Below are 5,039 nucleotides of genomic sequence, written 5' to 3'. Positions count from 1 at the left end.
ATGTTACATAAGTCTACTGTACATGCTGGCAATAATCGCTGGATACATATTAAGTTCATTTCTTTCATGAGCTTAACAATTTTATGCTTAATGGGGTCTATATTTTTAGCTGTTGCATTCGGTGCAAAGGATATTCATTTGCAAACGGTGTGGGCAGCGGTTTTTGATTACAATCCGAAATTAACGCAGCATCAAATTATTTATGAGCTAAGACTTCCAAGGGTGATTGGCGCGGCAGTTGTAGGTGCTGCTTTTGCAGTCGCTGGGGCTGTGATGCAAGGGGTAACACGAAATCCTTTAGCTGATGCAGGTGTGCTCGGAATAAATGCGGGTGCGATGTTTGTAGTAGCACTTAGTTTTGCTTTTTTCCCGCATATGCCGTATTCCTACTTAATGATTGTTTCCTTTATTGGAGCAGTTTTAAGTACCGTACTCATTTTTATTATCGGATCGGCAACATCAGGAGGGTTAACACCGATGAGGTTAACGATTGCTGGAGCAGTTATGGCAGCGCTTTTACACTCATTAAGTTCAGGTATTGCAATTTATTATGATTTAAGCCAAGATTTAGCGTTTTGGTTTGCCGGTGGTGTTGCGGGGGTTAAGTGGGAACACTTGAAACTTTTAGTGCCTATTATTCTCATAACGATTGTTTTTGCGACAGTGCTAGGGCGATCTATTTCACTCATATCAATGGGGGATGATGTTGCTACGAATTTAGGTGTGAAAACGAACCGAACGAGAATACTCGGGATGATTATAGTAGTTATTCTTGCGGGTGTCTCTGTTTCAGCTGTTGGTTCTATTGGATTTGTAGGACTAGTCATCCCACATATTGCTAGAAAATTAGTTGGTGTTAATTATCGGCTTATTATTCCTATGTCAGCATTATTAGGAGCTATGTTATTGGTGTTAGCTGATTTAGGAGCAAGAACAGTAAATCCTCCTAAAGAACTTGCGATAGGGATTATGGTAGCTCTTGTTGGAGTTCCGTTCTTCCTCTATATAGCACGTAAAGTTGGGAGTGAGTTATAAGTGAAGGATCTTTTTAACACGGATAAAAAGAGAGCTATTACTGTAACTACAATATTCGGTTGTATGAGTATCGCTGTAATTTTGATTAGCTTAAATACGGGGACGCTGAGCATTGCACCACTCAAAGTGATTCAAACGCTTTTTGGTTATGGTGATTTTGAGAGTGCAACAGTGCTATTCGATTATCGTATGCCAAGAATTATTATCACAATGTTAGCAGGTATCGGCCTTGGAGTTTCCGGTGCGATTTTGCAAGGGCTATCTCGTAATGCACTCGCAGATCCCGGTATTCTCGGATTACATTCGGGTGCATCTTTCGGGCTTATTGTATTCGTTACGCTCTTTCATTCTATTAATGAGAGTGCATCGATTTTAATACCGTTATTTACATTTGGCGGAGGAGTGTTAGCTGCATTTCTTATTGTTTTGCTTGCGAGTGATCGGTCAAAAGGTTTACTTCCCATTAGACTTATTCTGGTTGGTATTGCAGTTTCAGCTGGTTTTAGTGCACTTTCATTATTTTTCTCGCTCAAGTTAAATGATGAGACGTATACATTCGCTTCTAGATGGTTAGTTGGTAACGTGTGGGGAAGAGATTGGATTCATGTCCTAGCATTATTACCTTGGATTTTGATACTAACTCCGTACGCATGGCTGAAATCTAAAACGTTAAATGCACTGTCCCTAGGTGATAGTGTAGCAGCAGGACTTGGTGTTTCTGTTCAAAAAGAACGATTACTACTTTTAGCTACGGCGGTCGGATTATCTTGTGCAAGTGTATCGATGGCAGGAGGGATTGGTTTTATCGGTCTAGTTTCTCCGCATATCGCAAGAAAGTTAGTAGGTACTACATATCAACATTTCCTTCCGCTAGCTGGCATTATTGGAATGATTATTTTAGTACTCGCAGATACGATAGGTCGTTCTGTATTCGAGCCAAACTCTATTCCAGCTGGTGTAGTAGTAGCGGCTTTAGGAGCGCCGTATTTTCTTTATTTACTTACAAAAACAAAATAAATACTTCAAAGAGGAGAACATATGAAAAAGAAACTTTCCATTTTATTTAGCATTATGTTTATTTTAGTATTAGCAGCATGTGGTCAATCGAAACCTAATGAAGAGGCAACTAAAAAAACGGAAAAAAGTAATGATCCCAAAATTGCTTCAATGTCTATTCACTTAACAAATGATTTACTTGCATTAGGAATTACACCAGTAGGTTCTGTTATTGGTGGAGATTTAAAAGATTTCTTACCACACGCAAAAGAGCAGTTGAAAGATACGAAGAAACTTGGCGTTGCAACAGATCCAAACATGGAAGCGTTACTTCAATTAAAGCCAACTGAAATTTATGTTGATGAAAAATATGCTGGCAAAGATTTAGCGAAATACGAAAAAATTACAACAACACATTCTTTCAATTTAGATGAAGGTACGTGGAGAGATCATTTAAAAGAAGTAGGTAAACTTGTAAACCGTGAGAAAGAAGCGGAAAAGTATATTCAAGATTACGAAGAGCAGACAAAACGAGTGAAAAGTTTAATAGATAAAGAGTTAGGTAATAATGAAAAAGTAATGGCAATTCGCGTTACTGCAAAAGAATTACGTGTATTTAGTACGAAAAGACCGATGGGACCAATTTTATTCCAAGACTTAGGATTACAACCTGCAAATGGTGTGGAAAAAATTGATGGAAACCGTCCTTTCGAAGTCATTTCACAAGAAGTATTACCTGACTTTGATGCAGATGCGATTTTTGTTGTCGTAAATAGAGATGATAAAGCAAAAGCTGCATTTAAACAACTACAAGAAACACCAATTTGGAAAGATTTAAAAGCTGTTAAAGGCAAGCATGTATACATTATTAATGACCAACCATGGCTTGACTATTCTGCTTTAGGTAACAAAATGGCAATGGATGAAGCGGAGAAAATGTTTACGAAATAATACAGTTTTGCTATTAGGAAAGGCCCTCTAAATTTGGAGGGCCTTTTTATTGTTAGAATAAATAAAAAATTATACAATGAAGTTAATTTAATGAAGAGGAGATGTGCCAATGTCAGCGCTTATTGTAAGTATCCCGTTTATACAACAGTTTATGGAACAAGGGGATAAAGTGAAACTTTAATCAGTGGGGGTTTTGTTCATCCCCCACTGATTATCAGCCCTCACCAATCGGGCGTTTACGGGCAGTTGATCTCCCACCTAACATCTTCGCTCCAGCTGAATTTTGAGGTGGGAGTCTTACTGCCCGTTAATGCGGGATAAATAGGCTAGAATAATTGTCCCCGCTATTTAAATAAAGGGGGAGTTTGAAATGACGATGAATCTTTTTCAAAATAAAACTATTAAATTATCAGCTATTAGAGAAGCAGATGCTGAAGTAATGGCTATGTGGCAAGAGGATAGTGAATATTTAAGAAATGTAGATACAGATTTGGCATTCCCGCAATCATTACATGAAATAGCGAGTGATGGGCTATTAAAGGGAAGGAGATCCAATAGTGTTTCTTTCATGTTAAGAACAGTTCAAGATGATCGCTTAATTGGTTTTGTTGCAATTCACGGCATAGAGTGGAATAACAGAACAGGTTTATTAGCAATTGGTATAGGCGATGCAAATGATAGAGGAAAAGGATATGGGAGAGAAGCGTTGCATCTTATTTTAAAGTATGCGTTCTATGAAATGAATTTACACCGCGTTGGCCTCGATGTTATTTCTTATAATAAAGCTGCCATTGCGTTGTATAAAAAGATGGGTTTTCAGATGGAAGGGTGTATGAGAGAAGCAGTTCAGCGAGATGGAAAGTGTTTTGATCGAATGATTATGGGGATATTGCGGGATGAATGGATAGAGCTGCAAGATTAAAAATACATTCCATATTATATATGTAGTATGCAGGAGATATAGCGGTAATTGGCGAAATTTTACAGTGCGCTGATTGAATTTATAAGGAGTTATGCGAGATGAACTTAGAAAAAAGTAAGCCAGTAAACGAAGAGGTCGCTGAATTAAAAGAACTAATTAAAGAACTACACGGAAGTGTACATCAACTTCAAAGTGAAGTGCAGCAACTAAGGCACGAAAGACCAGTTGTTGAAGTGAGAAAAGGTGTTCAATTATCACCGGCAATCATCGGACAAATTGGTGGTATGATTTTAGGCGGATTAGCAATTATAGGTATATTTTGGTGATGAAAAAAGGTATGCGGCGTAGTGCTGCATACCTTTTTTACTGTCGTTATTTGTCGGTAAGTCGATATTCGTTATCGAATCGCCGATATATTTAGAAAATCGCTGATATATTCGGAGAAACGATCGATATATTTTAAAAATCGCCGATATAATTTCATGCACTACAACTTTTACATTAAGTAACGTAAATATATATAAGCGTGTGATAATAATAATGCAATGATCGTTAAGGGGAAACCGATTTTTAAGAAGTCCATATAAGAGAATCCATGTCCTTCACGTTTTGCAATACCAGCAACGACTACGTTTGCTGACGCTCCGATTAACGTTCCGTTTCCTCCTAAGCAAGCCCCAAGAGATAACGCCCACCATAGTACTTCAATTTGCGGAGAATCGACAGATAGTCCGAGTCCTGTAGCTAAATCTTGAATAAGTGGAATCATCGTTGCGACAAATGGGATGTTGTCAATTGTCGCAGATGCGATGCCAGATACCCATAAGATAAGTATAGCAGCGAAACCGATGTCGCCATTTGTTACGTCGATTACTTCTTTTGCGAGTGAAGAAATAAGTCCGATATCAATTAACCCGCCAACGAGAACGAATAGTCCAGCGAAGAAGAAAATGGTTACCCATTCAACGTGGGCAAATACATCTTCAATATCGTGTTCTTTCACGCCAATTAACATAAGAAGTGTAGCACCTGTCATCGCAATAACGGCAGCGTCTACATGAATAATAGAATGAAGTACAAAGCCTAAAATAGTTAGTCCTAAAATTGTAATCGATTTTAAAAGGAGGCTTTGATC

General features: G+C 38.1%; 6 protein-coding genes. 5 read left to right on the top strand and 1 reads right to left on the bottom strand.

Features of this window, described 5'->3' with window-relative positions; all coding sequences use genetic code 11:
* From AB3X48_RS17685 to AB3X48_RS17665, 5 genes are all read left to right on the top strand, one after another.
* On the top strand, nucleotides 1-1,035 hold a 1,035-nt coding region (locus tag AB3X48_RS17685; RefSeq protein ID WP_016105577.1), incomplete at its 5' end, for a FecCD family ABC transporter permease.
* Entirely contained in the window at nucleotides 1,036-2,052 is a 1,017-nt protein-coding gene (locus tag AB3X48_RS17680) for a FecCD family ABC transporter permease (RefSeq protein WP_016105576.1), read from the top strand.
* A 21-nt stretch (nucleotides 2,053-2,073) separates the two neighbouring features.
* A complete protein-coding gene (locus AB3X48_RS17675; protein ID WP_016105575.1) occupies nucleotides 2,074-2,982 on the top strand; it encodes an iron-hydroxamate ABC transporter substrate-binding protein in 909 nt (302 codons plus the stop codon).
* 370 nt (nucleotides 2,983-3,352) lie between these two features.
* On the top strand, nucleotides 3,353-3,904 hold the full coding sequence (locus tag AB3X48_RS17670; protein WP_016105574.1) for a GNAT family N-acetyltransferase: 552 nt from the start codon (nucleotides 3,353-3,355) through the stop codon (nucleotides 3,902-3,904).
* A gap of 98 nt (nucleotides 3,905-4,002) precedes the next feature.
* Entirely contained in the window at nucleotides 4,003-4,230 is a 228-nt protein-coding gene (locus AB3X48_RS17665) for a coiled-coil domain-containing protein (protein ID WP_002111012.1), read from the top strand.
* A gap of 170 nt (nucleotides 4,231-4,400) precedes the next feature.
* Here AB3X48_RS17665 and AB3X48_RS17660 read toward each other — a convergent pair.
* Nucleotides 4,401-5,039 (bottom strand): SLC13 family permease (locus AB3X48_RS17660; protein WP_367959769.1); only part of this gene is annotated, 639 nt, incomplete at its 5' end.

The sequence above is a fragment of the Bacillus sp. S4 genome, from assembly GCF_040838205.1.
Classification (GTDB): domain Bacteria; phylum Bacillota; class Bacilli; order Bacillales; family Bacillaceae_G; genus Bacillus_A; species Bacillus_A cereus_U.
The sequence above is the reverse complement of the archived record's forward strand: the minus strand, read 5'-3'. Positions and strand labels throughout refer to the sequence as shown.